Raw genomic sequence first — 25,555 nt, forward strand, 5'->3', positions numbered from 1 at the left:
AGACCCGTCAGTCCGCCGACCTCCGCCGGTGTGCCCAGGCGGTGAGCTGGGAGCGGGAGGTCAGGCCCAGCTTGGCCAGGGTGCGCCCGACGTGGCTCTCCACGGTGCGCCGGGTGATCAGCAGCCGGGCGGCGATCTCCTTGTTGCTCAGTCCGGCCGCGACGAGCCCGGCGACCTCCCGCTCCCGCCGGGTCAGCCCGGCCCGCTCGTACGGCTCCTCGTCCGCCGGGGACTCTTCGAGCACGTAGGCCAGCGCCTCGTCCAGGGTGAGCCCGGCGCCGCGGCGCACCGCCCGTTCGTAGACCCGCTCCGGCAGGGCCCGGCGCACGTCGGTCTCGCAGCGCCGGTGGGACTCGGTCATGAAGGGCGCGGCGAACAGGGTGCCGCCGATGGCCTCCCAGAGCCGTCTGAGGATGCCGAGGAGGCGGGCGGCGCGCTCCATGGCGCCGTCGGCGGCCGCGTTCCAGGCGACGACCTCCACGCACAGGGCGATGCCCCAGCGGTCGGTGAGGGGCCGCAGCAGCCGCAGGGCCTCGCGGGCCGGGGCGTCGGCGCGGGCCCGCTCGCCGCGCTGCCAGCGGATCAGCGACTCGGCGAACAGGGCGTCCGCCCTGATCCAGGACTCCCCGTGGGCGGCCGTGACGTCCTGGCTCTCCCGGCACAGCTCCAGGGCCCGGTCGGTGTCGCCGAGCAGGCCGACGACGACGGCGAGTTTGAAGCCGCACTCCGCGGCCCCGGCCAGGTCGTCCACCGCGCGGTGCCGGCGTACGGCGTCCTCCAGCAACTGGGCGGCGCGGGTCAGTTCACCGCTGAAGACAGCGGCCATGGCCCGGTGGTGCCGGGACCAGGCGAGCGCGGAGGCGTCCCGCGCCTCCTCGGCGGCCCGCTCGTACTCGGCGATCACCGGGACCGTCTCGGCCACCGCGCCCTGCATGATGCCGAGGTACGCGTAGGTGCCCAGCGCCCGGGTGCGGGCCGCGCCGGGCTCCTGGTCGGCGGCCAGCAGCCGGGAGAGCCAGCGGCGGCCCTCGCTGAGCGCGCCGTGGGTGATCCAGTAGTGGTGGGGCAGGGAGGCCAGGGTCAGGCCCGCGCTCGCCTCGCCCGGTGTGTCGAGGCAGAAGTCCAGCGCCGCCCGCAGGTTGGCGTGCTCGCGCCGCAGCCGGGCCAGCCAGGCGACCTGCCCCGGGCCGAACCAGTGGCTCTGGGCGCGGGCGGCCAGGTCGAGGCAGTGGTCGCGGTGGCGGCGCCGGTGGAGGGCGAGTTCGCCGGAGGCGGCGAGTCGCTGTTTTCCGTAGGCCCGGACGGTCTCCAGGGCGTGGTAGCGGGCGCGGCCGTCGTGTTCCTGGCGGTTGAGGATCGACTTCTCCACCAGTCCGTGCACCGCGTCGACGACCGCGTGGGCGGGCAGGTCCGCTCCGGCGCACACCGCCTCGGCGGCTTCCAGGTCGAAGTCGCCGGGGAAGACGGAGAGCCGGGCCCACAGGGCCTGTTCGCGCGGGGAGCACAGGTCGTAGCTCCAGTCCATCAGGCCGCTGAGCGTCTGCTGCCGGGGCGAGGCGGCGCGGCTGCCTCCGGTGAGCAGGGCGAAACGGTCCTCCAGGCGGGCGAGGATCTCCTTCAGGGTCAGGCTGCGGATACGGCCCGCGGCGAGTTCCAGGGCGAGCGGCAGCCCGTCCAGCCGGTGGACGAGCCGGGCGACGTCCGCCGCGTTGTCCGCGGTGACCCGGAAGCCGGGCAGGACGGCCGCGGCACGCTGCTCGAAGAGGGTCACCGAGTGGTACCGCAGCAACTCCTCGGCGTCCGGCGCTCCGTCGGGGGCCGGGACCGGCAGCGGCGGCACCGGGAAGGTCTGCTCGCCGGTGATGCCCAGGACCTGACGGCTGGTGGCGAGCACACGCAGGTCGGGCGCCGCGCCCAGGAGGGCGCCGAGGACCTGGGCGCACGCGTCGGCCAGGTGCTCGCAGTTGTCGACGACGAGCAGGGCCTTCCTGGGCCGCAGATGCTCCGCGACGACGTCCAGGGTGACGCGGGCGCGTTGGTTCTGGAGTCCCAGGGCCGCCGCGAGGGTCTCCACGACCAGGCCGGGGTCGGCCAGTCCCGCCAGTTCCACGAGGGCGACGCCGTCCGGGAAGGCTCCTGTTGCGCCCGCGCCCACCTGGAGGGCGAGGCGGGTCTTGCCCACACCCCCCACACCGGTCAGTGTGACCAGGCGCGAGGTCCGCAGCAGCCCTTTGACGGCGGCGACCTCCGCGCGCCGCCCGATGAAGGCGGTCAGGTCGGCGGGTATCGCGCCGTCCCGCACCGGCTGCCCGTTGCTCCGCATGCCGTCAACCTACAGTCACCCCGGAGGCACGCTGAGGCACCCTTCGTCATGCAACCGCCGTGCCCCACTGCGTAGTTTCACGGATGTCCGCGTGCGCCTCCTGTGGCACGGTCTCCTCGGCCGGGCCCGGAGCACCCGCTTCCGTCGACCGGCCACCAGTGCCGTGAACAGGGATGCGAGCAGGGAGTGGACAGGCGGATGGAACGGCTCAGGAGCATCAGGGGCACCACGAACGCGGCGGCCCTGGCGACGGCGTCCTTGATGCTGCTGACGGCCTGTGCGGGCGGGGAGAGCGAGGGCGGGTCCGCGAGCGCGTCTCCGACGCCTTCCGCGTCCGCTTCGGCCTCCGCGTCCGCGCCGAAGGACGAGCCCCCGGAGGAACAGGCCCCCGTGGACCTCGCGTCGGCCGTCCTCCAGCCCGGCGACCTCGCCGAGTTCCAGATCAGCGAGATACCGGACGACAAGCGCGACACCCCCGCCACCAAGGCCGATCCCGCCGCCTGCCGGCCCGTGGAGAACGTCCGTCTGGAGGCCTTCGAGCCCAAGCCCTCCACGACCGTCCGCCGCTACGCCCTCGCCACCGCGGGCGAGTTCCGGGGCACCGGCACCAACATCACGCTGGCCTCGTTCGGCGCGGCGGACGCCGAGAAGATCCTCGCCGAGCTGCGCACCGCGCTGAAGGACTGCGCCAAGGGTTACGCCGGAGGCGCGCTCACCTTCGAGGAGGTGCGCACCCTCGACGCGGTCGACGTCGGCGACGAGGCGGTGGCCTTCCATCTGCGGGGCCGGGGTGTCCAGCCGCAGTGGTACACGGTGGTCCGCCAGGGCTCGGTGCTGGTCCGGTTCGTCTCCTCCGCCTCCACCGGCAAGGACGCGCCGGTGCCCTCCCCGGTGGTGGTCCAGCAGGTCATGAAGGTCCAGGCCGCCGCGGCGGGCTGAGTCGGGAGGTCGAAAGATCCCATGGCCGGTTGCCTGTTCGTCGTCTTCGCCCTCGGCATGGTGGGCTGTCTGCTCGCCGTCCCCTTCTCCGTGCCGGATCTGATGGCCCGGCAGACGCCCGCCGAGCACCCCTCCGTGGCCGAGTGGTTCGTGCTGTACGGCGTTTCGGTGCTGACCGCGCTGCTGGTGGCCTGGTCCTCGGGGCGCCGCCGCCCTGGTGCCCGGCTGCTGCTGGCCGTCCGCACGGCGGTACTGCTGGGCCTGAGCACGGTGGTGGTGCTCTGGACGCGGGGCCAGGTCGAGTCGGACAACTGGACGCTGGAGTCGACGGCCGTGAACCTGACGGCCGGGACCACCGCCCTGCTGTTCCGCGTCGCCGTGCGCCGCTGGGAGCGGGGGCGGCCGCTGCCCGGCGAGGTGTGGCTGGCCCTGGTGCCGTTCCGGGAGCGGGACGAGGCCGCCCAGCACTACTGCGTGGTCGTCGCCCGCCGCCTCGGGTACGCCGAGGTACTCCAGATCACCTCGCAGAACAAGGACGACCGCGACGACCACGTCTTCCTGCCCAACGACGGCTGGGACCTCGTCTCCGGCAAGCCGCACTGGCTGGAGACAGGGCTGCCGCCGCGCAAGGTGCCGTACCGCGACTTCCTCAAGGACCGTCCGCAGGGCCCCTGTCCGAAGGCCGCCTGGCGCCAGGTCCGTACACCCGTGCCAGACTTCCAGCCTCCGTAGGAACCGAGGGAGCGGCCCGGACACATGAGCAACAGCACAGCGACCTCACTCTGGGACGAGCTGACCGGCACCCAGAGCGCACCCGACACGTGGGTCGTCGTCGCGACCCTCGTCGCCGCACTGGCGGTGGTGGCACCGCCGTCCCTGTGGCGTGTCGCCCGCAACGCGATCACCATCGCGCACGAGGGCGGGCACGGCCTGGTCGCCCTGCTCACCGGCAGACAGCTCACCGGTATCCGGCTGCACTCCGACACCAGCGGGCTCACCGTCAGCCGGGGCAAGCCGGAGGGCATCGGCATGATCCTCACCGCGGCGGCGGGCTACACGGCGCCCCCGCTGCTGGGCCTGGGCGGGGCGTCCCTGCTCGGCGCGGGCCGCATCACCCTGCTGCTGTGGCTGGCGACGGCCCTGCTGCTGGCGATGCTGGTGATGATCCGCAACGCCTACGGCGCGGTGACGGTGGTCCTGACCGGCGGCACCTTCGTCCTGGTGTCCTGGTTGACGGGACCCCAGGTGCAGGCGGCCTTCGCGTACGCGGTGGTGTGGTTCCTGCTGCTCGGTGGTGTGCGTCCCGCTTTCGAGCTACAGGCGAAGCGGGCCCGCGGCGGCGCCGGGGACTCCGACGCGGACCAGTTGTCGAGGCTCACGCATGTCCCCGCGGGCCTGTGGTTGTTCCTCTTCCACGCGGTGTCGCTGTGCTCCCTGATAGGCGGCGGACGCTGGCTGCTGGATAGGTGACCAGCCACAACGGCGCGGCGCCGCGACCGGGCCCGGCTTATAGAGTGGGCGCATGGCCCCGAACCACGCACAGAACGCCCTCTGGCCCGCCCCCTACGCGAGCGGTGCCGTCGACGCGACCGTCCACGTGCCCGGGTCCAAGTCGGTCACGAACCGAGCCCTCGTGCTCGCCGCGCTGGCCAGCGAGCCCGGCTGGCTGCGCCGGCCCCTGCGCTCCCGCGACACCCTGCTGATGGCGGGCGCGCTGCGCGCCATGGGCGTGGAGATCGAGGAGGGCGTCGGCCCCGACGGCTCCGGAGAGGCCTGGCGTGTCCTGCCGACGGGCCTGCGGGGCCCCGCCACGGTGGACGTCGGCAACGCGGGCACCGTGATGCGCTTCCTGCCGCCGGTCGCCGCGCTGGCGGACGGCCCGATCCGCTTCGACGGCGACCCGAGGTCGTACGAGCGTCCCCTGAACGGCGTGATCGACGCGCTGCGGATCCTCGGGGCCCGGATCGACGACGACGGGCGCGGCGCGCTGCCGCTGACCGTGCACGGCGGGGGCGCCCTGGACGGCGGCCCGGTGGAGATCGACGCCTCCTCCTCGTCGCAGTTCGTCTCCGCGCTGCTGCTGTCGGGGCCGCGCTTCAACCAGGGCGTGGAGGTCCGGCACACCGGCTCCACGCTGCCCTCGATGCCGCACATCCGGATGACGGTGGACATGCTGCGCGCGGTCGGCGCCCAGGTGGACACCCCCGAGTCGGGCGGCGAGCCGAACGTCTGGCGGGTCACCCCGGGCGCCCTGCTGGGCCGCGACCTGACGATCGAGCCGGACCTGTCCAACGCCCAGCCGTTCCTGGCGGCGGCGCTGGTCACCGGCGGCAAGGTGCTGATCCCGGACTGGCCGAAGCGCACCACGCAGCCCGGCGACCGGCTGCGCGAGATCTTCACCGAGATGGGCGGTTCCTGCGAACTGACCGAGTACGGGCTGGAGTTCACCGGCACGGGCGCCGTGCACGGCATCGACGTGGACCTGAGCGACGTGGGCGAGCTGACCCCGGGCATCGCGGCGGTCGCCGCGCTCGCCGACTCCCCCTCGACGCTGCGCGGGGTGGCGCATCTGCGGCTGCACGAGACGGACCGGCTGGCCGCGCTGACCAAGGAGATCAACGAACTCGGCGGCGACGTCACCGAGACCGCCGACGGTCTGCACATCCGCCCGCGCCGGCTGCACGGCGGGATCTTCCACACCTACGAGGACCACCGCATGGCCACCGCGGGCGCGGTGATCGGCCTGGCGGTCGAGGGCGTGCAGATCGAGAACGTGGCGACGACGGCCAAGACGCTGCCGGACTTCCCCGAACTGTGGGCCGGGATGCTCGGGAACTGACGGGCGGATTCGGGATCATGCGCCGTTACGGCAAGCACACCGACGAGGACGACATCCGCAGCCGCCCGAACCGCAAGGGCAACCGGCCGCGCACCAACATCCGCCCCAAGCACGAGGACGCGGCCGAGGGCATGGTCCTCACCGTGGACCGGGGCCGGCTGACCTGCCTGGTCGAGGACCGGGTGGTGATGGCGATGAAGGCCCGCGAGCTGGGCCGCAAGGCGGCCGTGGTGGGCGACCGGGTGGCCCTGGTCGGCGATCTGTCCGGCAAGAAGGACACCCTCGCGCGGATCGTCCGCATCGCGGAGCGCAGCTCGGTGCTGCGCCGCACCGCGGACGACGACGACCCCTACGAGCGGGTGGTCGTCGCCAACGCCGACCAGCTCGCCATCGTCACCGCGCTGGCCGACCCCGAGCCCCGGCCGCGGCTGATCGACCGCTGCCTGGTGGCGGCGTACGACGGCGGTCTGGAGCCGCTGCTGGTGCTGACCAAGTCCGACCTCGCCCCGCCGGCCAAGCTCCTGGAGCTCTACGGCGACCTGGACATCCCGTACGTGGTGACCAGCCGCGCGGAGCTGGAGAACGGCGACGCGGCGGACCGGGTGCGCGAGCAACTGGACGGCCGGGTCACGGCGTTCGTGGGGCACTCCGGGGTCGGCAAGACCACGCTGGTGAACGCCCTGGTGCCGAAGGACCGGCGGCGGCTGACCGGTCATGTGAACGCGGTGACGGGCCGGGGCCGGCACACCACGACCTCGGCGCTGGCGCTGCCACTGGACGCGGCGGACGGCTGGGTGGTCGACACGCCGGGCGTGCGGTCGTTCGGCCTCGCGCACATCGACCCGTCCCGGGTCATCCATGCCTTCCCGGACCTGGAACCGGGAACCGAGGGCTGCCCGCGCGCGTGCAGCCACGACGAACCGGACTGCGCGCTCGACGCGTGGGTGGCCGAGGGCCACGCCGATCCGGCCCGGCTGTACTCCCTGCGACGGCTTCTGGCCACGCGTGAACGCACGGAAGGCGACTGACCTACGCGTTGTTTGTCATTCCGCGGGGCAGGTAAAGGCATACTCGCACCCAGCCGGACATACGGGAGGACAGCACATGGCGTGGCTGCTGGTCATTGTGGCCGGGTTGCTCGAAACAGGCTTCGCCGTCTGTCTGAAACTCTCGCACGGCTTCACCCGCCTGTGGCCGACGATCGCCTTCTGCGTGTTCGCGCTCGGCAGCTTCGGTCTGCTGACGCTGTCGCTGCGGAAACTCGACGTGGGGCCGGCGTACGCGGTGTGGACCGGCATCGGAGCTGCGGGGACGGCGATCTACGGGATGATCTTCCTCGGGGACATCGTCTCGACGCTGAAGATCGTCTCGATCAGCCTGGTGATCGTGGGCGTCATCGGCCTTCAGCTGTCGGGCTCGGCGCACTGAGACCGTGGCCCGGTAACTGACGGTGCAGGGCGCCGCGTACGAGGTCGCCGACGCCGCCGTCGGCGGGCGGGGCGGCCACGCAGGACAGGGCGATACGGACGACCAGTTCGCAGGAACGGGCCAGCTCGCCGTTGTCGTTCTTGGCGGCTCCGGGCACGGACAGCGCGGCGACCGCGCGGTCGCGGACCATCGTCACGAAGTCGCCGGGTGAGGGCAGCGGGCCGTCGGCTCGGCGCTGGGCCGGTACGGCGGAGGAGGACGGGACGGCGGACAGGGTGGGCGAGGGCAGGCGCTCGCTCCAGCAGCCGGTGAGCATGGCGCGCACCAGGGCGTTGTCGCGGGCGGCGGTCGTGGTCCACTCGGCGGTGGCGGCGAGCCGGTCGCGGGCGTCGGAGTGGGTGTTGAGCGCCCGCTCCACCCCGGCGAGATAGGCGTCGGCCTCACGGCGCACCAGCGCCCGCGCGAGTCCTTCCTTGCTGCCGAACTCGTTGTAGAGGGTCTGCCGCGAGACTCCGGCCGCGGCGGCCACGTCCACCATCCGCACCGCCGACCAGGCCCGGCGCGCGAGCGCCGTGTATGCGGCATCCAGCAGAGATTCACGTGCTGCGGGCATCGCGCCTCCCAGGCACCCGGCTCTGCGCCCAGATTTGACGCGCCCGGCCGCACTGTCAAGGGGTGCGGAACGGCGCGCGGAGCGGCGGGGGCGCGTGTCGGCCGCGGGGGATCACACCGCGATGTCCACACTCCGGCCCCGGTAGCCCCGTGCGACCCGTGGCGGATAACGTGCTCGACATGGCCGATTACCTCGACGATCTGCGTCTCGCCCACGTCCTCGCGGACGCCGCCGACGCGGCGACCATGGACCGATTCAAGGCGCTCGACCTGAAGGTCGAGACCAAGCCGGACATGACTCCGGTGAGCGAGGCGGACAAGGCGGCCGAGGAGCTCATCCGGGGCCAGCTCCAGCGCGCCCGGCCGCGCGACGCGATCCTCGGCGAGGAGTACGGCATCGAGGGCACCGGCCCGCGCCGCTGGGTGGTCGACCCGATCGACGGCACCAAGAACTATGTGCGCGGCGTCCCGGTGTGGGCCACGCTGATCTCCCTGATGGAGGCGGGCGAGGGCGGCTTCCAGCCGGTCGTCGGGGTCGTCTCCGCCCCGGCGCTGGGCCGCCGCTGGTGGGCCGCGAAGGGCCACGGCGCCTACACCGGCCGCAGCCTGTCCTCCGCGACCCGGCTGAAGGTCTCCGGGGTCTCGAAGCTGAGCGACGCGTCCTTCGCGTACTCCTCGCTCAGCGGCTGGGAGGAGCAGGGGCGGCTGAACGGCTTCCTGGACCTGACCCGGGAGGTGTGGCGCACGCGCGCGTACGGCGACTTCTGGCCGTACATGCTGGTCGCCGAGGGTGCCGTGGACATCTGCGCCGAGCCGGAGCTGTCTCTGTGGGACATGGCAGCGAACGCCATCGTGGTCACGGAGGCGGGCGGCACGTTCACGGGGCTCGACGGGCGTCCCGGCCCGCACAGCGGCAACGCGGCCGCCTCGAACGGTCTGCTGCACGACGAGCTCCTCGGGTACCTCAACGAGCGCTACTGAGCTTCGCGCGCCCTCTTGTTGACCCTCTCTTTGCCTGCCACTCTGAGAGTCCCGCCCCTTGTGAACTTGTGAAAACATGAACAAGGCGGGGTTCCCCCCTCAGGAGGTGGCTGCATCCATGCTCGTCCGTGACGCCATGAGCACCGTGGTCCTCACCATCGGCCCCACCCACACCCTTCGCCAGGCCGCCGCATTGATGTCCGCCCGCCGGGTGGGCGCGGCCGTGGTCCTGGACCCCGATGCCGGCGGTATCGGCATCCTCACCGAACGCGACGTCCTCAACTCCGTCGGCCTGGGCCAGAACCCGGACGCGGAGTACGCCCACGCCCACACGACCACCGACGTGGTGTTCGCCGCCCCGACCTGGACCCTGGAGGAGGCGGCCCTCGCGATGGCGCACGGCGGCTTCCGTCATCTGATCGTCCTCGACCACGGCGAGCCGGTCGGCATCGTCTCGGTCCGCGACATCATCCGCTGCTGGGCCCCGCTGCGGCAGCAGGTCCCGGCCTGATCCCGCGCCCGTCCCGCCCGCACGGGCCGGGCCGGGCACGGACACGGGCCGGACCCCCTTCCCTCCGGGGTCCGGCCCGCCTCGGCAAGCGATCCAGTACTGGTTATCAGCCGCGCAGGGCCTGGACCGCGGCCTCCAGCCGCTTGCCGAAGTCCTCGTCCGCGTTGCGGAAGTTGCCGATCGCCCGCTCGACGATGTCCTCGCGCGACACCTGGGAGATCGAGCCCGCGAGGTTGCCGATCAGACGCTCCTTCTCGTCCTCCGACATCAGCCGGTAGAGGTTTCCGGCCTGCACGAAGTCGTTGTCCTCGGCGTGCACCGGGGCCGGATGGTTGCCCGTGCCGCCGGAGAAGCCGTCGAAGGACTGCCACAGCGGACGGCCGGTCTGCGCCGGGCCGCCGAAGCTGTTCGGCTCGTAGTTCTTCGCCCCGCCGTGGCGGCCGTCGTAGAGGTAGCCGTCGCGGGAGTTGGTGCGCGCCTCGGTGGCGTGCGGACGGTTCACCGGCAGGTGGTCGGCGTTGATGCCGACGCGGTAGCGGTGGGCGTCGCCGTAGGCGAACAGGCGGCCCTGGAGCATCTTGTCCGGGGACGGGCCGATGCCGGGCACGAAGTGCGCCGGGGAGAAGATCGACTGCTCGACCTCGGCGAAGATGTTCCGCGGGTTGCGGTTCAGCTCCAGCTTGCCGATCTCGATGGGCGGGTAGTCCTCGTGCGGCCACACCTTGGTGAGGTCGAACGGGTTGAAGCGGTACGTCGCCGCGTCCGCCGCCGGCATGATCTGCACCTGCACGGTCCAGGTCGGGAAGTCGCCGCGCTCGATGGCCTCGCGCAGATCCCGCTGGTGGGAGTCGGGGTCCGCACCGGCCAGCCTGTCGGCCTCGGCCTGGGTGAGGTTCTTGATGCCCTGGTCGGTCTTGAAGTGGTACTTGACCCAGAAGACCTCGCCGGCCTCGTTGTTCCACTGGTAGGTGTGCGAGCCGTAGCCGTTCATGTGGCGGTACGAGGCCGGGATGCCGCGGTCGCCGAAGAGCCAGGTCACCTGGTGCGTGGACTCCGGGCTCAGGCTCCAGAAGTCCCAGACGTTGTCCGGCTCGGTGGAGCCGGTGTACGGGTCGCGCTTCTGGGTGTGGATGAAGTCGGGGAACTTGATGGCGTCCTTGATGAAGAACACCGGGGTGTTGTTGCCGACGAGGTCGTAGTTGCCCTCCTCGGTGTAGAACTTCAGCGCCCAGCCGCGGGGGTCGCGCACCGCGTCGGCGGCACCGAGGTTGCCCGCGACGGTGGAGAAGCGCAGGAAGGTCTCGGTCTGCTTGCCGACCTCGGAGAGGAAGGCGGCCCGGGTGTACTTCGTGACGTCGGCGGTCACCGTGAAGGTGCCGTACGCGCCGGCGCCGCGGGCGTGCACGACCCGCTCGGGGATGCGCTCGCGGTTGAAGTGGGCGAGCTTCTCCAGCAGGAGCTGGTCCTGTACGAGGACAGGGCCGCCGACGCCCGCGGTCTCGCTGTTCTGGTTGTCGGCGACCGGTGCCCCGGCCTCCGTTGTGAGCGGTCCCTGCGTCACGTCTGCCTCCTGCGCCCGTTCCTTGCTGTTCTTTCACTCCGGCCAGACCTGTCTCTTGGCCAAAGCCGTTCCCGATCCTACAATGGACAATGTCCAAGTCAAACAATCATCCAAAGTCACACCCGTTCGGGACCTGGTCCCCCTTGCTGTTAGGCTGTTGCGCATGAGCGACCTTCTGGAACGACTGCGCGGACGTGGATGGCGGATGACCGCGCAGCGACGCGTGGTGGCCGAGGTCCTCGACGGCGAGCACGTCCATCTGACGGCCGACGAGGTCCACGCGAGGGCTGTCGCCAAGCTGCCGGAGATCTCCCGGGCGACCGTCTACAACACCCTGGGCGAGCTGGTGACCCTCGGCGAGGTGCTGGAGGTCACGACCGACAAGCGCGCCAAGCGGTACGACCCGAACGCGCACCGCCCGCACCACCACCTGGTGTGCGCCCAGTGCGGCGCGATCCGGGACGTCCACCCCACCGGCAACCCGCTCGCCGACCTCCCGGCCTCGGAGCGCTTCGGCTTCACGGTGTCGGACGTCGAGGTGACGTACCGGGGCCTGTGCCCGAGCTGCGCGTCGGCCGCCTGAGCCGCCGTACACACGAAAGCCCCCCGGCGCACCGGGGGGCTTTTCTGTGCGCTCTTCTGCGCGCGTGCATCGCCGCAAACACGTGCATCGCCGCAAACGCGGAAACGACCGAGGGCCGGAGCCCTTTCGGATTCCGGCCCTCGGCCTTCAGTAGCGGGGACAGGATTTGAACCTGCGACCTCTGGGTTATGAGCCCAGCGAGCTACCGAGCTGCTCCACCCCGCGTCGACGAACGCAACGTTACGTCAAGGACGGCGACGGAAGCAAATCGCTTTCGCGGAGAGGCGGCAGCCGGCTCCTACGCCGACAGTTCCTGCCGCAGCGCGTCCCGCAGGCGGGCCGCCCGCTCGGTGACCTCCTGCGGGCCCAGGCTCACCGCCCGGTCCGCCCAGCGCTGGCCCTCCGTGAGTTCGCCGCGGCGGGCGTAGACGAGGGCCAGGCGCAGCGCCGCCCGGCCGTGACCGGCGTCCGCGGCGCGGGTCCACCAGACCGCCGCCTCCGGCTCGCTGCCCTCACGGGCCAGGAGCAGGCCGAGGTTGAAGGCGCCGTTGCGGGAACCGGCCTCCGCGGCCTCCCGGTACCAGCGGGCCGCCTCCACGACGTCGCCCCGCGCGGCGGCCAGCATGCCGACCCGGACCTGGGCGCGCCGGTGGCCCTGTCCGGCCGCCCGCTCGTACCACTCCTCGCACTCGGTCTTCTCGTGCACGATCTCGCCCAGCTCGTGCGCGGGCGCCGGAGGGCGCCGGGCGTCCAGCAGGGTCGCCAGCCGGTACGCGCCCTCCGCGCTGCCACCGCCCGCCGCGCACCTGAGGTGCCGCTCCGCCCCGGCCTCGTCCCCGTCCCTGAGCAGCGCGATGCCGACCTGGAGCGCGGCCTCGGTGTGCCCGGCCGCCGCCGCCCGCTCGTACCACCGCAGCGCGACCCGGTCCTCCCCGCGCCCGGCGAAGAGGATCCCGAGGTTGAACGCGGCGTCCACGCTCCCGGCCTCCGCGGCCTTGGAGAACCACGGCTCGGCCCCGGCCGTGTCCCCGCCCTGGAGCAGCAGGATCGCCAGCGCGTTCGCCGCCTCCCGGTGCCCCGCGTACGCGGCGCGCCGGTACCACTGCTCGGCCTGCGCGGTCCGCCCCTGCTCGGCGCAGAGCAGCCCGAGGTTGTACGCGCCGTTCACGTCCCCGGCGTCCATCGCGGCCCGGTACCAGCGCTCGGCGGTCTGGGTCTCGCCCCGCTCGGCGTGCAGCGCGCCGAGGGCGTTCGCGGCGTTGCCGTCCCCCTCCTGAGCGGCCCTGAGCCACCACACGGCGGCGTTCTCCTCGTCCCCGGCGTCCCGCAGCAGGAAGCCGAGGGCGCAGGCGGCACGGGCCTCGCCGTCCTTGGCGGAGGTCAGGTACCAGCGCCCGGCCTCCTTCAGCTCGCCGCGCCGCTCCAGGATCGCGCCGAGGTGCAGGGCCGCCCGCCGGTGTCCGCGCGCGGCGGCCTGCCGGTACCACTGCTCGGCCTCCTCCAGGGCGGCCTCGCTGTCGACACCGTTGTCACCGCCGCTCTCCCCCGCGCCCCGCCGGTCCAGCGCTCGCGCGAGCCGGTACGCGGCCTCGCGGTGCCCCCGCTCGGCGGCGGCCCGCATCCAGCGCTGCGCGCCCGCGTCCCCGCGGTGCTCCAGCAGATCGGCGAGCGCGTACGCGCCCAGCACGTGGCCCTGCTCGGCGGACTGGCGCAGCCAGTACTCGGCCGCGGGCTCGTCCCCGCGCTCGCGGTGGTGGCGGCCCAGCGCGTGCGCGGCCGCGGCCGATCCGGCGACCGCGGCGATCCGCCACCAGCCGGCCGCCTCCTCGGCGTACCCGCGCTGGTGGAGAAGGACTCCCAGGTTGTTGGCGGCGGCCCGGTCCCCCTCCGCGGTGGCGGCCCTCAACTGGGGCTCCGCTCCGTCGAGATCACCGCGGCGCAGCAGCATGGCGCCGAGGACGCTCATCGCCTCGACGTCACCGGCGTCGGCGGCGAGCCGCAGGCGCAGCTCCTCCGCAGCCTCACCGGCTTCGTCCCGGTCGGAAGACTGCACAAAACGCTCTGTCTCCAACAGAGTTGCCTTGTCCCCCATAACGTCCATCGTCGCACCACCTGCAACCTGGGTACACCTGGTATACCGCAGCCAGTGAGGTCACTTCAGCGTTTTGTCGACATGCCCACAGAGAGACAAGTCAAACACAGATCCCCCAACTCCCCACAGCGGCACGGCGGTACCACCCCCCGGCACATGCGTTCGCACATCACGAAGGCCCGGATCCCTTTTCAGGATCCGGGCCTTCGTCATCAGTAGCGGGGACAGGATTTGAACCTGCGACCTCTGGGTTATGAGCCCAGCGAGCTACCGAGCTGCTCCACCCCGCGCCGTTGTTCGGCAACCGTATCACGGCGCGGGGTGGGCTCGATCATCCGCTGTCGGGGCTGCTGGTCGGCTTGGGACTGTTCGTCGGCTCGGGACTCTCGTCCCCGCCGCCACCGCCGGCCGCGGACTGGGCGTCCTCAGCCCGCCGCAGCGCGGCCTCCAGCTCCTCCTGGGCCTTGCCGTACGCCTCCCAGTCGCCGTCCTTCAGCGCCTTCTGGCCGTCCTCGAAGGCCTTCTGAGCGTCGTCCAGCGCCTCCTGGACCGTGGGGTCCTCGGTCGCCGGCGGCTTCGTCGGCTCGGGCTTCTCCTCGCCGTCGTCCGCCGGTGGCTGGGTCGGTGTGCCCTCGGCCCCGAAGACCTTGTCGAGGGCCTCTTCGAGGGTGTCCTCGAAGGCGGTACTGCCGCCGTAGGTCACCAACACCTTGCGCAGCAGCGGGTACTTGAGGCCGCCGCCGCGGACGTAGACGGGTTCGACGTAGAGCAGTCCGCCGTCCAGGGGCACCGCGAGCAGGTTGCCGTACTCCACATTGGAGTCGCCTCTGCTGAGCAGGCTGATCGTCTCGGCGATGTCCTGTTCGGAGTTGAACTGGCTCTGGACCTGTTTGGGTCCGTTGACGGTGGTGTTCGTCGGCAGTTTCAGAATTCTGATCTTGCCGTAGTCGCTGGTGCCCGCTTCCGCGTCGACCGCCATGAACGCGCTGAGGTTGTCACGGCCGTTGGGAGTGAACGTCGTCGTCAGCGAGAACGCCTGCTCCTTCTGGTCCGGCATCTTCATGCTCAGGTAGTACGGCGGCACCGCGTCGCCGACCTTGTTGGTCGGGTCGTCCGGGACCTGCCACACCTCGCTGCCGCTGAGGAACGTGGTCGCGTCCTCCACGTGGTAGCGGCTGAGCAGCTCGCGCTGGACCTTGAACAGGTCTTGCGGGTACCGCAGATGCGCCATGAGCGACTGGGAGATCTCGCTCTTGGGCTCCACCGTGTTCGGGAACGCCTTCATCCAGGTCTTCAGGACCGGGTCCTGGGTGTCCCACTGGTAGAGCTTGACCTCGCCGCTGTACGCGTCGACGGTCGCCTTCACCGAGTTGCGGATGTAGTTGACCTGGTTCTGCTGGGCCACCACCGCGCGGGAGTTGTTGGTCGCCGTCAGCGAGTCCGCCGTGGTGTCACCGAGGGTGGTGCGCGAGGCGTACGGGTAGCCGTTGGTGGTCGTGTAGGCGTCGACGATCCACTGGATCCGGCCGTCCACGACCGCCGGGTAGGCGTCACCGTCGATGGTCAGCCACGGGGCGACCGCCTCGACGCGCTCCTTGGGCGTGCGGTTGTACAGGATCCGCGAACCCTCGCCGATGGCACCGGAGTACAGGATCTGCGGCTCGCTGAACGCCAGCGCGTACGCCGCCCGGTTTATCGGGCTGGAGAGGTTGACCCCGCTGTCGCCCTTGTAGCTGTAGGTCTTCTCACCCGAGTCGTCGGAGTAGTCGATCTCCTTCTGGGGACCACCGACGATCGAGTACGTGGTGGTCTTCTCGCCGTAGTAGACCCGCTGCTGGTACGTGCCGAGGTCGCCCTTGGAGGGCAGGTCGGACTCGGTGAAGACCGGGCGGCCCTGGGAGTCGGCGCTGGTGCCCTCGGCGGCGACGACGCCGTAGCCGTGGGTGTAGCGGAAGTGGTCGTTGATCCAGTTGTTCTTCGGAATGCCGTTGAGGTTCAGCTCCCGCAGACCGATGACCGTGTCCTGGTCCTTGCCGTCCTTGCTGTAGCGGTCGACGTCCAGGTTGGTCGGGAAGCCGTAGTAGTTACGGATCTGCTGGAGCTGCTGGAACGTCGGCGAGACCAGGTTGGGGTCCATGATGCGGATGCTCGCCGTCTTGGCGACCTCGTCCCGCAGCGCGGCCTTGTCCTCGGTGGCGCTCTTGCCCGAGTACTCGGTGACCTGGGCGTCGTCGATACCGTAGGCCTCGCGCGTCGCCTTGAGGTTCTTCTCGACGTACGGCGCTTCCTTGGCCTGCTCGTTCGGCTGGACCTGGAACTTCTGGACGATCGCCGGGTACAGACCCCCGATGAGGATCGCCGAGAGCACCATCAGGCCGAAGCCGATCACGGGCAGCTGCCAGGTGCGCCGCCACAGGGTGGCGAAGAACAGCAGCGCGCAGATGACGGCGATGCAGAACAGGATCGTCTTGGCCGGCAGGTAGGCATTGGCGTCGACGTACCGGAGGCCGGTCCAGTTGTCGGTGGCCTTGAAGTCGCTGGACTTCACGGCCAGGCCGTACCGGTCGAGCCAGTAGGCGACGGCCTTCAGCGACACGAAGATGCCCAGCAGGACCGACAGGTGCCCGGTGGCGGCGGCGGTGGCGCGCGCGCCGGGGCTGGTGATGCGCAGCCCGCCGTACAGGTAGTGGGTGAGCGCGGCGGCGATCAGGGAGAGGATCGTGGCGGCGAAGCCGAAGCCCAGCAGGAAGCGGTACCAGGGCAGGTCGAAGGCGTAGAAGGAGACGTCCAGGTGGAACTGGGGGTCCTTCTGCCCGAACGACACGCCGTTGACCCACATCAGCCAGGTCCGCCACTGCCCCGACGCGGAGGCACCCGCGATCAGCCCGACCAGCGCGGTGATCGCGAGCAGCAGCCACTTCTTGTACGGCGCGATGCCCATGCGGTAGCGGTCGAGGCTCTGCTGCTCCATCGACATGGCGCTCAACGGCGGGCGCAGCCGGTGCGCCAGCCAGATGTTGAAGCCCACCGAGAGGGCCATGAGCAGGCCGAACACAAAGAACAGGCCGATCTTCGTCCACAGGGTCGTGGTGAAGACCGACGAGTAGTTCACCGACCGGTACCAGAGCCAGTCCGTCCAGAAGCCGGCGAACATGGTGAACGCCATGCCGAGCACGGCAAGGACGCCCAACGTCATGAGCAGGGTCCGGACACGCCGGGACGGGCGGCCCACTCTGATCCGTGGCCCCGTCGGGCCTCCGCCGCGGTCCGGCATCTGGAAAGCCAAGGTGCGCACCTCGAAGTTCGCTGTCGATCCCTCAGGCCCTGGTCTTCTCGGGCCCTCCGGGGGGCCTCGTGATCGTAGGCCCACACCTATGCAACTTACTCACGCTTTACTCGGTTCCCGATTCCGGGTGGGAACGAGGCAGGATTGTGACCATGTCCAACACCCCCATGGCGGCGAGCCCGCTCACCCGGGCCGTACTTGAGATCGACGAGTACGCCTCCGGCCTCGGCTGGGACCAGCCCGCCCGCCTCTTCGCCCTCGTCGACACCGCACGGCTGCGGGTCCAGGAACCGAGTCTCGCGGCCCAGCTCGGTCTGGCGGAGGAACCGGAGAACTCCGGCCTCACCCCGATCGAGCAGGACGAGATTCCAACGGGCAAGCCGCTCGACGAGTTCCTCGGCACCATCGCCTGGCCCGACGCGGTGACCGGCTGCGCGCTGACCGTGGAGCGGCTGATGCTGCCGCCGTCCGCGGAGGCCCAGGTCCCGCAGGGCCTGGACGAGGCCGCGCTGACGAAGTGGGTGGCCGAGCACCCCGAGCGTCAGGAGGTCCGGATGACGGTCGCGGTCCTGCGCGACGGCTCCCGCGAGGCGGCCCTCAGGCTGCGCGAGAAGGACACCCCGACGGAGGTCCTCACGGGCAGGGACCTGGTGCCGGGCCTGGCCGAGGCGCTGGCGGCGACCTTCGAGGAGTAGCCCGTCAGCTCGCGCTGCACTTGGGCAGATCGGCGGTGTCGCCGTCCCGGATGTCCTCCAGGGCGGCGAGCGCGTCGTCCATCGTGGAGACCTTGACGAGGGTGAGCCCCTCGGGGGTGTCCTTGGCGGCCGACGCGCAGTTCTCGGCCGGGGTGAGGAAGTACTCGGCGCCCTTGTCGCGGGCTCCGACGGTCTTCATCTCGATGCCGCCGATGGGGCCGACCTTGCCCTCGTCGTCGATGGTGCCGGTGCCCGCGACGAAGGTGCCGCCGGTGAGGCTGCCCGGGGTGAGCTTGTCGTAGATGCCGAGCGCGAACATCATGCCCGCGCTCGGCCCGCCCACATCGGCGAGCTTGATGTCGATGGTGAACGGGAAGGTGTGGTCGGTCCCGGCGGAGATCCCGACGATGGCGCGCTTCTCGCCGCCGTCGTCGGAGGCCGCGGTGGTGATCGTCACCTTCTGCGTCTTCGTCGCCTCCCGCTGGGCCTTCTCGGCGGCGGCCTGCTCCTTGGCGGGCACGATCGTGAACTCGACGTCCTCGCCGGGCTTGTGCTTGGTCACCAGTTCGGCAACGTCGGAGGGCTCCTTGACGGCCTTGCCGTCGACCGCCTTGATCACGTCACCGGCGTGCAGTTCGCCCTCGGCCGGGGAGCCCTTGACGACCGTGGAGACGATCACCCAGGACTGCACCGGGATGTCCAGCGCCTTCAGGGCGGCGACCTTCGCGCTCTCCTGGGACTGGCTGAACTCCTCGGCGTTCTCCTGGGTGGACTCCTCCTCCGTCTTGCCGTCCGGGTAGAGGGTCTCGTGCGGCACGACCTTGTTGTCGTGCGCGAGCCAGCCGTAGACCGCCTCCACCAGGTTCATCCGGTAGTCGGCGCTGGTCACCCGGACCGTGGTCATGTTCAGGTTGCCGCTGGTGGCGTACGTCTTGCGGCCCGAGATCTGCAGCACCGGCTCGCCGTCGTGGTCCCCGAGGGTGTTCACCGTCGGCCCCGGGGACATCTCCGAGTACGGCACGCGGATGAAGACTCCCGCGCACAGGAGCGCGATCAGCATCAGGGTGGAGGCGAGCATCGTCGCGGTGCGGCGTGGCATGCCTCGACAGTACGGGACGCCCCTGTCAGCGTCCCGTCAGGGCCGGGTCTTCTCCATCGCCGCACGGAACCTGGCGTAACCGTCCAATTCAGGACCATCACTGCGGACCCGTCGGGTCCGGCTGGCCCAGCTGCCCCACAGACCGGCACCGATCGCGGCGAGCAGCGGAATGAGCAACCAGGCGAGTGCCGCCATGCCGTCCTCCCAACCCGGGTGAGCGAACGCGACTGACTGATCAGCAGATTAACCATCCGCAGTGTCAACGCTCGGGGCGACATGGCGGTTACGCAAGCGGGAGGGGGGTGGGGGTACCCGGGCGGCTCAACGGGCGCCCGGTCCAACGCCGGCTCAGCAGGCGCCTGGGTTCGTCAGCGGGCGCCTGGCTGCGTCAGCAGGCGCCGACCCATTCCTCGGTGCCGTCGGAGAACTTCTGGTGCTTCCAGATCGGCACCTCGTGCTTGAGATCGTCGATCAGCTTGCGGCACGCCTCAAAGGCCTCCCCGCGATGGGGGCAGGAGACGGCGACCACGACGGCCAGGTCGCCCACCCTCAGATCGCCGATGCGGTGCACAGCCGCCAGCGCCCGTACCGGGTACTCCGCGACGACCTTCTCGGCGATCCGCCGCATCTCGGCCTCGGCACTGGGGTGGCAGGAGTAGCCCAGCTCGTCGACGTCCGCGCCCCCGTCGTGATTGCGCACGGTCCCCACGAAGAGCGCCGTCCCCCCGGCGGCGTCGTCACCGACGGCCCGGAAGACCTCGTCCAGGGAGAGCGCGCTCTCCCGGATGGCGATCAGCTTGATCGGGTCCTGCGCGGCCTGCTCACCGGGATGGTCGTTCATGGGTGCCATGCCCCCCATCGTGCCCCACCCGGGGAACGCCCGGAATAGCAGGATCGCCCGGCACGCGCGCGTGCGTGTTTGGAGCCTCGTACAGGAGCCACGCGCGTGCCGACTCGTAAAGGAGCCCGCGGGTACGGATCAGATGCGCCGCCGGGCCTTGCGCGCCCGGCGCACCACGGCCGCCGCGCCCAGCAGCGCCACCGTCGCGCCCGCGGCGCCCGCCGCCGTCGCGTCCTTGCGGCCCAGCCGCCGTCCGGCCACCGTGTGCCGCCCGGACACCTCCTCCAGCAGCTCGGCCAGCACTTCCTCGTTCGTCCACTTCGGACGCCACCCGGCGTCGTGCAGCCGGCTGCCGCTGACCACCCAGGGGTACATCGTGTAGGCGAGGTCACCGGCGGGCGACGGGGTCAGCCCGATCCGGTGCAGCCGGGCCGCCGCGCCCAGCGCGACCGCGGACGGCAGCTCCATCCGCCGGATGCCGCTGAGCTCCTCGACCTCCTCCTGCTCCAGCCATCCGTCGCAGCCGACGGCCAGCTCGCCCTCGACCTTCTCCAGCACGGCGTACTCCAGGGCGCCGCACAGGTCCTCGACGTGGCAGAACTGCCAGGCGGGCCGCGAACCGGCCACCACCAGCAGCCGCGGGGACTCGAAGTACCGGGTCAGGGCGGTGTCGGTGCCGCCGACGAGCAGCGCGGGGCGGACCACGGTCACATTCAGGCCGGGATGCGCGCGCGGGGCGCGGCGAGCGAGGCGTTCGATCTCCAGCAGGTCGCCCACGCCGGTCGCCTCGGCGGTCGCGCGCAGCTCGGCGTCCTCCGACAGCGGCAGCTCGTTGTCGGGCAGTGCGCCGTAGACCATCGACGAGGTGCACAGCACGACGCGGTGCACGCCCGCGGCCGCGGCGGCCGTCAGCACGGTCTGGGTCCCCCGGACGTTGTAAGCCGTCCGGGCGGCCGCGTCGGTCTCCAGATCGAGGTCGAGCGCGAGATGCACCACCACGTCGGCGCCCCGCAGCTTCTCCGCGATGGCCGGGTCCCGGACGTCCAGGATGTGCCACTGCGCGCCCGCGCACTCGCCCCGCCGCTCGTCGATGGCGATGACCTGCTTGATCTCCTCGGACGCGGCCAGCCGCTCGGTGAGCAGGGCACCTACGCCGGACGCGGCACCGGTGACCGCCACGACGGGCCCGCGCGCGGGACTGGTGGACGGGTTTCGCGCTGCGCGAACCTGCGGATCAGGGGAACTCACCGGGCGTCTCCAGCGGTTGTCTTCAGTACGGACGCGAGTGACGCGTACGGACCAGGTGGCATCCATCCTGCCGCAGGCCGGGAGTCGGCGAAGCACCGAGGCCCCAACCGCCCGTGGTGTCTACGCTGGGTGGTGTTATCGGGCAGTCGCGCCGTCGGAACCAACCGGCGGCCTTACCAGCCGAGGAATCCCGTGAGTGACACCCCATTCGGATTCGGCCTTCCGCCGGAGGAGCCGGACGACGGCGACGAGGGCAAGAAGAAGGACCAGCAGAGCGGCGGTGGTCAGGGCCCGGCCAATCCGTTCGGTTTCGGCGGGCTGCCCGGCGCCGGGGGCTTCGGTGGCCCCGGCGCGGACAATCCGTTCGCAGCCATGTTCGGTTCGCTGAACCCCACCGACCTGGGCGCCGCCTTCCAGCAGCTCGGCCAGATGCTCTCCTACGAGGGCGGCCCCGTGAACTGGGACATGGCCAAGCAGATCGCCCGCCAGACGGTGTCCCAGGGCACCTCTGACGGCACCAAGGACGCGAGTGTCGGCCCCGCCGAGCGCACCGCCGTCGAGGAGGCCGTACGGCTCGCGGACCTGTGGCTCGACGACGCGACCTCACTGCCGTCCGGCGCCGCCTCCGCGGTGGCCTGGTCCCGCGCGGAGTGGGTCGAGGCGACCCTCCCGGCCTGGAAGGAACTGGTCGACCCGGTCGCCGAGCGTGTCGGCACCGCCATGGGCGATGTCCTGCCGGAAGAGATGCAGGCCATGGCCGGCCCGCTGATCGGCATGATGCGCTCGATGGGCGGCGCCATGTTCGGCACGCAGATCGGGCAGGCCGTCGGCGTGCTGGCCGGCGAGGTCGTCGGCTCCACCGACATCGGCCTGCCGCTCGGCCCGGTCGGCCGCGCCGCGCTGCTGCCGGTGAACATCGAGACGTTCGGCAAGGACCTGGGCGTGCCGAAGGAGGAGGTGCGGCTCTACCTCGCCCTGCGCGAGGCCGCCCACCAGCGCCTGTTCGCGCATGTGCCGTGGCTGCGCTCGCACCTGTTCGGCGCGGTCGACGGCTATGCCCGCGGCATCAAGGTGGACACCGCCAAGCTGGAGGACGTGGTCGGCCAGTTCGACCCGCAGAACCCCGAGCAGCTCCAGGACGCCCTTCAGCAGGGCATGTTCCAGCCGGAGGACTCCCCCGAGCAGAAGGCCGCGCTGGCCCGTCTGGAGACGGCCCTGGCGCTGGTCGAGGGCTGGGTGGACGCGGTGGTGCACGCGGCGGCCAAGCCCCGGCTGACCTCCGCGGACGCGCTGCGCGAGACGCTGCGCCGCCGCCGCGCCTCGGGCGGACCCGCCGAGCAGACGTTCGCCACGCTGATCGGTCTGGAGCTGCGCCCGCGCCGGCTGCGCGACGCCTCGCGCCTGTGGGCCTCGCTCACGGACGCGCGCGGTGTCGACGGCCGCGACGCCCTGTGGGCCCACCCGGACATGCTGCCGACGGCCACCGACCTGGACGACCCCGACGGCTTCGTCCACCGCGAGCACATGGACTTCTCCGAGCTGGACAAGATGCTCGGCGAGGCGGCCGGCGGCGGCACCGCCGGTAAGCCCGACCTGAGCAAGGGCGAGGACGGCACGGACGGCAAGAAGAAGGACGACGACGGCGAGTGAGTCTGTACGACGACGCGGTCCTGGTACTCAAGGGGTACGAGGACCAGCCGGAGCTGCGCCAGGTCTACCTCGACCATCTCGCGGCCCACGCGGACGGCATGTGGAAGGCCTGCGCGGACGGGCACATCACGGCGAGCGCCCTGGTGATCGACCCCACGCGCGAGCGGGTTCTGCTGACGCTGCACCGCAAGCTGCGGATGTGGCTGCAGATGGGCGGACACTGCGAGCCGGGCGACGCGACGCTGTCGTCGGCGGCCCTGCGCGAGGCCACCGAGGAGTCCGGCGTCGCCGGCCTGACCCTTCTTCCGGGCGGCCCGGTGCGGCTGGACCGGCATCCGATCCCGGCGCCCTGCAACTGGCACCTCGATGTGCAGTACGCCGTCCTGGCCCCGCCGGACGCCGAGCACACGGTCAGCGAGGAGTCGCTGGACGTGCGCTGGTTCGGCTACGACGAGGTGGCGGGCGTGGCGGACGAGTCCGTCGTACGGCTGCTCGAAGCGACCCGCGCGCGGCTGAACGCGTAGCCGCGGAGGTGAACGTGTAAGGGGCGACCGCCCATGGCGATCGCCCCTTACGTTCGGTTTCCGGACGGTCAGCTCCAGACGTTGCCCTGGTTCTGGCCCCGGGCGCCCTGCTGGCCCATGCCGTACTGCGCGGCGAGGCCCGAGCCGATCTGGGCGTTCTGCGGCGGCAGCAGCTCGCTGGGCTGCACCAGCGCGAAACCGCTGCCCATGAAGCTCAGCTCCCAGCCCTCGCCGGTGCTGCCGCGGCGCCGCCACACCCCGGAGGAGTGGGTCTGGGCCTGCATCTGCACCCGCAGACCGGTGGACCAGGCGACGATCGCGTCGGCGTCGCAGTTGACGTACTTGTCCGGCGTGACCTGGAGCATCAGCGGCATACCGGAGGTCATCAGGGCGACCTTGCCGCGGCCGGTGATGTTGAGCTGGTACTTCCCGGAGCCGGAGATGCCGTAGAGGCTGTCCACGGCGATCACCTCGTGGTGCAGGGAGGAGTCCATCGCCAGCACATAGCTGCTGTCGACGGTCATCCCCTCCTGGTCCACGTCCACCAGGTGGATGTGCTGCTTGAGGTTGGCGAGGTAGACCGTGCCCTGCCCGTGGCAGCGCATCAGGTCCAGGCCCTCACCGGTGTGCGCACGCGCGCGTCCCTGCTGGTTGCTCTGGAACTCGGCGTCGAACTCGACCAGGCCCTGGTAGGCGACCATCGTGCCCTTGCGGGCGAGGATGTCGTCGTGGCCCTCCAGCTGGACGCGGAGCATCTGCTTGTTCTGCAGGCTCCAGCGGTCCTGGGTCTGCTGGTCGTTGTAGGCGAAAAGCGGACTCTGCATGGCGTTCTGGCTCCCCCTCAGCCCCGGATCCGGAGACGGTCGGTGCTGTCCTCACTGGGCTGGACGACGACGATGCCCTGGCCGGAGAAGGCCATCTGGTACGCCTCGCCGCTGCCCCGGCCGATGAGCGACTGCGCCTTGAAGCTGCGCTTGCCCTTCACCTTGAGGTTCGGGGACCAGGCGACGAGCGCGTCGGGGTCGACGTACGTCTCGTTCTCGCCGCCGCCGCAGTCCACGACGATCGGCTTGCCCCGGGAGGTCAGCGCGACCCAGCCCTGCCCGGAGATCTTGGTGTTCCACAGGCCCTGCCCGGCGAACTTCGCCAGGCCCTTCACCCGTTCGACTCCCCACGTCAGGTGCGCGTCGAAGGCGAGCAGGTTGGTGGCGTTGACGGAGATGCCGTCGCCGTTGAGGTTGATCACGACGACATTGGCGCCGTAGTCGGCGAGGTAGAGCAGCCCGTCGCCGGAGCACTTCATCAGGGGCGCGCCCTCACCGGTGAGCCAGTCCTTGGCGATCTGGCGTACGGCGGGCGGGTTGGGCTCGTACTGCACGAACCCTTCGTAGGCGACCATCGACCCCACGCGCGCGAGGAGGTCGTTCCCGGTCTGCATGGCGACCTTCAGCATGTGGTTGCCGTGGTTCTCCATGCGGGCGGAGACGGGTGCGGGGGCGAAGCCCGCGAGTGGCTGGTTCATGACGGGCTCCCTCAGATCTCGTACGGCTGGACGACGATGAAGTTGCCGGGAGCGGCCCGGAACTGGAGGTTGACGCTCTCTCCGGTGTCCCCGGGGTAGGCGTTGCGGCGCATGCGCACCTGGCTGGAGACGACCACCTGGGCGGCGGACGACCAGGCGACCACGGCGTTGGCGTCGGCGAACGTCGTGGGCGTGACCGGGAGGACGACGGGCGTGCCGTGCGTCTTCACCACGATCGTGCCGGTGCCCGTGAACTGCATCGTGAACAGCGCGCCGCCGGGGATGCCGTGGCCCTCGATCCGGCGGACCTCGTACTGGAGCCCCTCGTCGAAGGCGAGGACGTTCTCCGCGGAGACACAGATGCCGTCACCCTGGAGCTCGATCGGGTGCACCATCGTGTTGTCCTCGGCGAGGAACACCTGGCCCTGGCCGGTGCAGCGCATCAGCTGCATCTCCTGGCCGGTGGCGTTGCCGACGATCCGGCCGGCGAACCCGGCGCCCTTGTAGGAGAAGTCGACCTTGCCCTGGTAGAGCACCATGCTGCCCTGGCGGGCGAGCACCGCGTTGCCGCCGATGCCGAGGTCGACGCGGACCATCTTCTTGTTCTGCTGCGTCCAGCGCTGCCCGGTGGGCGTCTCCCGGAACTGCTCCAGCGCGGCGGACACACCGGGTCCCTGGGGCACGCCCTGCGGGGCACCGTGCGGGGCACCGTAGGGGGCGGTGGCCTGGCCCGGGACCTGGCCGTAGGGCGGCTGCTGGCCGTAGCCGGGCGGCGGGGCGGGCTGGCCGTAGCCCGTGGGGTGCCGTGCGGCGGCTGGCCG

The 25,555-nt window shown here is 71.3% G+C and carries 24 protein-coding genes and 2 tRNA genes; 12 read left to right on the plus strand and 14 right to left on the minus strand.

Translation table 11 applies throughout. From position 1 onward, the window contains the following. Window positions 1–7 precede the first annotated feature (7 nt). Window positions 8–2,323, minus strand: a complete 2,316-nt coding sequence (locus GA0115233_RS17500) for an ATP-binding protein (protein ID WP_093721161.1) — start codon at window positions 2,321–2,323, stop codon at window positions 8–10. Window positions 2,324–2,521: 198 nt separating this feature from the next. On the opposite strand from GA0115233_RS17500, the gene GA0115233_RS17505 reads away from it, so the two are divergent. The 6 genes from GA0115233_RS17505 to GA0115233_RS17530 all read left to right on the plus strand — a co-directional run bounded on the left by GA0115233_RS17505 (window position 2,522) and on the right by GA0115233_RS17530 (window position 7,529). Further along, window positions 2,522–3,262 (plus strand): hypothetical protein, encoded by a 741-nt coding sequence (locus tag GA0115233_RS17505; RefSeq protein WP_093721162.1) that lies wholly within the window; start codon window positions 2,522–2,524, stop codon window positions 3,260–3,262. 21 nt (window positions 3,263–3,283) lie between these two features. Then, complete coding sequence (locus tag GA0115233_RS17510; RefSeq protein ID WP_093721163.1) at window positions 3,284–3,994, plus strand: hypothetical protein; 711 nt, start codon at window positions 3,284–3,286, stop codon at window positions 3,992–3,994. 24 nt (window positions 3,995–4,018) lie between these two features. Beyond that, complete coding sequence (locus GA0115233_RS17515; RefSeq protein ID WP_093721164.1) at window positions 4,019–4,732, plus strand: M50 family metallopeptidase; 714 nt, start codon at window positions 4,019–4,021, stop codon at window positions 4,730–4,732. A 52-nt stretch (window positions 4,733–4,784) separates the two neighbouring features. Beyond that, window positions 4,785–6,101 (plus strand): 3-phosphoshikimate 1-carboxyvinyltransferase, encoded by a 1,317-nt coding sequence (gene aroA / locus GA0115233_RS17520; protein ID WP_093721165.1) that lies wholly within the window; start codon window positions 4,785–4,787, stop codon window positions 6,099–6,101. 17 nt (window positions 6,102–6,118) lie between these two features. After that, window positions 6,119–7,129: a ribosome small subunit-dependent GTPase A gene (gene rsgA / locus GA0115233_RS17525; RefSeq protein ID WP_093721185.1), complete on the plus strand. Its 1,011-nt coding sequence runs from the start codon at window positions 6,119–6,121 to the stop codon at window positions 7,127–7,129. A 76-nt stretch (window positions 7,130–7,205) separates the two neighbouring features. Beyond that, the gene (locus GA0115233_RS17530) at window positions 7,206–7,529 is read left to right on the plus strand and encodes a DMT family transporter (protein ID WP_093721166.1); all 324 of its coding nucleotides are present in this window, start codon (window positions 7,206–7,208) and stop codon (window positions 7,527–7,529) included. Here the strand turns inward: GA0115233_RS17530 and GA0115233_RS17535 are convergent. Beyond that, window positions 7,495–8,142: a TetR/AcrR family transcriptional regulator gene (locus tag GA0115233_RS17535; protein ID WP_093721167.1), complete on the minus strand. Its 648-nt coding sequence runs from the start codon at window positions 8,140–8,142 to the stop codon at window positions 7,495–7,497. The genes GA0115233_RS17530 and GA0115233_RS17535 overlap by 35 nt on opposite strands. Before the next feature lie 179 nt (window positions 8,143–8,321). Here GA0115233_RS17535 and hisN point away from each other — a divergent pair, with 179 nt between their 5' ends. Both hisN and GA0115233_RS17545 read left to right on the plus strand, forming a co-directional pair. Further along, window positions 8,322–9,122 carry a histidinol-phosphatase gene (gene hisN, locus GA0115233_RS17540; RefSeq protein ID WP_093721168.1) on the plus strand — a complete coding sequence of 267 codons (801 nt, stop codon included), beginning with the start codon at window positions 8,322–8,324 and terminating at the stop codon, window positions 9,120–9,122. A gap of 118 nt (window positions 9,123–9,240) precedes the next feature. Next, window positions 9,241–9,633: a CBS domain-containing protein gene (locus GA0115233_RS17545; protein ID WP_093721169.1), complete on the plus strand. Its 393-nt coding sequence runs from the start codon at window positions 9,241–9,243 to the stop codon at window positions 9,631–9,633. Between the two features lie 106 nt (window positions 9,634–9,739). Here the strand turns inward: GA0115233_RS17545 and GA0115233_RS17550 are convergent, their stop codons facing one another. Continuing rightward, window positions 9,740–11,194 carry a catalase gene (locus tag GA0115233_RS17550; RefSeq protein WP_093721170.1) on the minus strand — a complete coding sequence of 485 codons (1,455 nt, stop codon included), beginning with the start codon at window positions 11,192–11,194 and terminating at the stop codon, window positions 9,740–9,742. 163 nt (window positions 11,195–11,357) lie between these two features. Here GA0115233_RS17550 and GA0115233_RS17555 point away from each other — a divergent pair, with 163 nt between their 5' ends. Next, the gene (locus GA0115233_RS17555; RefSeq protein ID WP_093721171.1) at window positions 11,358–11,777 is read left to right on the plus strand and encodes a Fur family transcriptional regulator; all 420 of its coding nucleotides are present in this window, start codon (window positions 11,358–11,360) and stop codon (window positions 11,775–11,777) included. A 151-nt stretch (window positions 11,778–11,928) separates the two neighbouring features. On the opposite strand, the gene GA0115233_RS17560 is transcribed toward GA0115233_RS17555, so the two are convergent. From GA0115233_RS17560 to GA0115233_RS17575, 4 genes are all read right to left on the minus strand, one after another. Continuing rightward, a tRNA-Met gene (locus GA0115233_RS17560) sits at window positions 11,929–12,002 on the minus strand. A 73-nt stretch (window positions 12,003–12,075) separates the two neighbouring features. Next, on the minus strand, window positions 12,076–13,878 hold the full coding sequence (locus GA0115233_RS17565) for a tetratricopeptide repeat protein (RefSeq protein ID WP_093721172.1): 1,803 nt from the start codon (window positions 13,876–13,878) through the stop codon (window positions 12,076–12,078). A 207-nt stretch (window positions 13,879–14,085) separates the two neighbouring features. Next, window positions 14,086–14,159, minus strand: a tRNA-Met gene (locus GA0115233_RS17570). A 41-nt stretch (window positions 14,160–14,200) separates the two neighbouring features. Then, window positions 14,201–17,164, minus strand: coding sequence for a UPF0182 family membrane protein (locus GA0115233_RS17575; protein ID WP_093721173.1), 2,964 nt, complete (start codon window positions 17,162–17,164; stop codon window positions 14,201–14,203). Window positions 17,165–17,307: 143 nt separating this feature from the next. On the opposite strand from GA0115233_RS17575, the gene GA0115233_RS17580 reads away from it, so the two are divergent. Then, the gene (locus GA0115233_RS17580; RefSeq protein ID WP_255310245.1) at window positions 17,308–17,850 is read left to right on the plus strand and encodes a PPA1309 family protein; all 543 of its coding nucleotides are present in this window, start codon (window positions 17,308–17,310) and stop codon (window positions 17,848–17,850) included. A gap of 4 nt (window positions 17,851–17,854) precedes the next feature. On the opposite strand, the gene GA0115233_RS17585 is transcribed toward GA0115233_RS17580, so the two are convergent. The 4 genes from GA0115233_RS17585 to GA0115233_RS17595 form a co-directional block, all read right to left on the minus strand. Next, a complete protein-coding gene (locus tag GA0115233_RS17585) occupies window positions 17,855–18,949 on the minus strand; it encodes a YlbL family protein (RefSeq protein ID WP_093721174.1) in 1,095 nt (364 codons plus the stop codon). A 36-nt stretch (window positions 18,950–18,985) separates the two neighbouring features. Beyond that, window positions 18,986–19,144, minus strand: a complete 159-nt coding sequence (locus GA0115233_RS41065) for a hypothetical protein (RefSeq protein ID WP_176711829.1) — start codon at window positions 19,142–19,144, stop codon at window positions 18,986–18,988. A gap of 193 nt (window positions 19,145–19,337) precedes the next feature. After that, complete coding sequence (locus GA0115233_RS17590; protein WP_093721175.1) at window positions 19,338–19,799, minus strand: molybdenum cofactor biosynthesis protein MoaE; 462 nt, start codon at window positions 19,797–19,799, stop codon at window positions 19,338–19,340. Window positions 19,800–19,928: 129 nt separating this feature from the next. Further along, window positions 19,929–21,038 (minus strand): SDR family oxidoreductase, encoded by a 1,110-nt coding sequence (locus tag GA0115233_RS17595; protein WP_093721176.1) that lies wholly within the window; start codon window positions 21,036–21,038, stop codon window positions 19,929–19,931. A gap of 192 nt (window positions 21,039–21,230) precedes the next feature. Between GA0115233_RS17595 and GA0115233_RS17600 the strand changes: the two genes are divergently transcribed. Further along, on the plus strand, window positions 21,231–22,688 hold the full coding sequence (locus GA0115233_RS17600; protein WP_093721177.1) for a zinc-dependent metalloprotease: 1,458 nt from the start codon (window positions 21,231–21,233) through the stop codon (window positions 22,686–22,688). Then, window positions 22,685–23,212: an NUDIX hydrolase gene (locus GA0115233_RS17605; protein ID WP_093721178.1), complete on the plus strand. Its 528-nt coding sequence runs from the start codon at window positions 22,685–22,687 to the stop codon at window positions 23,210–23,212. Before GA0115233_RS17600 ends, GA0115233_RS17605 begins: the two co-directional genes overlap by 4 nt. A gap of 68 nt (window positions 23,213–23,280) precedes the next feature. Here GA0115233_RS17605 and GA0115233_RS17610 read toward each other — a convergent pair whose 3' ends face one another. The 3 genes from GA0115233_RS17610 to GA0115233_RS17620 form a co-directional block, all read right to left on the minus strand. Continuing rightward, window positions 23,281–24,036 (minus strand): AIM24 family protein, encoded by a 756-nt coding sequence (locus tag GA0115233_RS17610; protein WP_093721179.1) that lies wholly within the window; start codon window positions 24,034–24,036, stop codon window positions 23,281–23,283. A 17-nt stretch (window positions 24,037–24,053) separates the two neighbouring features. Then, the gene (locus tag GA0115233_RS17615) at window positions 24,054–24,734 is read right to left on the minus strand and encodes an AIM24 family protein (RefSeq protein ID WP_093721180.1); all 681 of its coding nucleotides are present in this window, start codon (window positions 24,732–24,734) and stop codon (window positions 24,054–24,056) included. Window positions 24,735–24,745: 11 nt separating this feature from the next. Beyond that, window positions 24,746–25,555 (minus strand): AIM24 family protein (locus tag GA0115233_RS17620; protein ID WP_141689528.1); only part of this gene is annotated, 810 nt, incomplete at its 5' end.

It is taken from the genome of Streptomyces sp. DI166 (assembly GCF_900091315.1).
GTDB classification, from domain to species: Bacteria; Actinomycetota; Actinomycetes; order Streptomycetales; family Streptomycetaceae; genus Streptomyces; species Streptomyces fuscus.

What these genes read in the sequence shown, in the direction of transcription:
- aroA (WP_093721165.1), top strand. Translation starts at nt 4,785, where the DNA reads ATGGCCCCGAACCACGCACAGAACGCCCTCTGGCCCGCCCCCTACGCG.
- GA0115233_RS17515 (WP_093721164.1), top strand. Translation starts at nt 4,019, where the DNA reads ATGAGCAACAGCACAGCGACCTCACTCTGGGACGAGCTGACCGGCACC.
- GA0115233_RS17505 (WP_093721162.1), top strand. Translation starts at nt 2,522, where the DNA reads ATGGAACGGCTCAGGAGCATCAGGGGCACCACGAACGCGGCGGCCCTG.
- GA0115233_RS17530 (WP_093721166.1), top strand. Translation starts at nt 7,206, where the DNA reads ATGGCGTGGCTGCTGGTCATTGTGGCCGGGTTGCTCGAAACAGGCTTC.
- GA0115233_RS17580 (WP_255310245.1), top strand. Translation starts at nt 17,308, where the DNA reads ATGTCCAACACCCCCATGGCGGCGAGCCCGCTCACCCGGGCCGTACTT.
- GA0115233_RS17615 (WP_093721180.1), bottom strand. Translation starts at nt 24,734, where the DNA reads ATGAACCAGCCACTCGCGGGCTTCGCCCCCGCACCCGTCTCCGCCCGC.
- GA0115233_RS17610 (WP_093721179.1), bottom strand. Translation starts at nt 24,036, where the DNA reads ATGCAGAGTCCGCTTTTCGCCTACAACGACCAGCAGACCCAGGACCGC.
- GA0115233_RS17500 (WP_093721161.1), bottom strand. Translation starts at nt 2,323, where the DNA reads ATGCGGAGCAACGGGCAGCCGGTGCGGGACGGCGCGATACCCGCCGAC.
- GA0115233_RS17535 (WP_093721167.1), bottom strand. Translation starts at nt 8,142, where the DNA reads ATGCCCGCAGCACGTGAATCTCTGCTGGATGCCGCATACACGGCGCTC.
- GA0115233_RS17590 (WP_093721175.1), bottom strand. Translation starts at nt 19,799, where the DNA reads ATGGCACCCATGAACGACCATCCCGGTGAGCAGGCCGCGCAGGACCCG.
- GA0115233_RS17565 (WP_093721172.1), bottom strand. Translation starts at nt 13,878, where the DNA reads ATGGACGTTATGGGGGACAAGGCAACTCTGTTGGAGACAGAGCGTTTT.
- hisN (WP_093721168.1), top strand. Translation starts at nt 8,322, where the DNA reads ATGGCCGATTACCTCGACGATCTGCGTCTCGCCCACGTCCTCGCGGAC.
- rsgA (WP_093721185.1), top strand. Translation starts at nt 6,119, where the DNA reads ATGCGCCGTTACGGCAAGCACACCGACGAGGACGACATCCGCAGCCGC.
- GA0115233_RS41065 (WP_176711829.1), bottom strand. Translation starts at nt 19,144, where the DNA reads ATGGCGGCACTCGCCTGGTTGCTCATTCCGCTGCTCGCCGCGATCGGT.
- GA0115233_RS17585 (WP_093721174.1), bottom strand. Translation starts at nt 18,949, where the DNA reads ATGCCACGCCGCACCGCGACGATGCTCGCCTCCACCCTGATGCTGATC.
- GA0115233_RS17555 (WP_093721171.1), top strand. Translation starts at nt 11,358, where the DNA reads ATGAGCGACCTTCTGGAACGACTGCGCGGACGTGGATGGCGGATGACC.
- GA0115233_RS17545 (WP_093721169.1), top strand. Translation starts at nt 9,241, where the DNA reads ATGCTCGTCCGTGACGCCATGAGCACCGTGGTCCTCACCATCGGCCCC.
- GA0115233_RS17510 (WP_093721163.1), top strand. Translation starts at nt 3,284, where the DNA reads ATGGCCGGTTGCCTGTTCGTCGTCTTCGCCCTCGGCATGGTGGGCTGT.